Source organism: Paraburkholderia sp. SIMBA_030, from assembly GCF_046535245.1.
Taxonomy (GTDB): Bacteria; Pseudomonadota; Gammaproteobacteria; order Burkholderiales; family Burkholderiaceae; genus Paraburkholderia.
This window is the reverse complement of sequence record NZ_JAWRXB010001793.1, coordinates 1-230: the sequence shown is the minus strand read 5'-3', so window position 1 is coordinate 230 and position 230 is coordinate 1. Positions and strand designations below refer to the sequence as shown.

1 pseudogene is annotated in these 230 nt (G+C 58.3%); it reads right to left on the bottom strand.

The annotated features are described in order from the left end of the window. Positions 1-230 (bottom strand): annotated as a pseudogene (locus SB772_RS46155) (RNA degradosome polyphosphate kinase); the annotation flags it as partial.

The window sequence follows — 230 nt, the reverse complement described above, 5'->3', positions numbered from 1 at the left end:
AGATCGATCTCGACGCCGGCATGGCTTGCCGTATAGAGCGCGTCGATGATCTCAGGGTCGACGAGCGCATTCATCTTCATCCAGATTGCCGCCGGCGCGCCGTTCTTGGCGTGCATGATCTCTTCGTCGATATGGCGAAGGATGCGCGAGCGCAGCGTATAGGGCGAGACCGCGAGCTTCATGCTCTCTTCCGGTTCGCCATAACCGGTGATGAAGTTGAAGATGTTCGC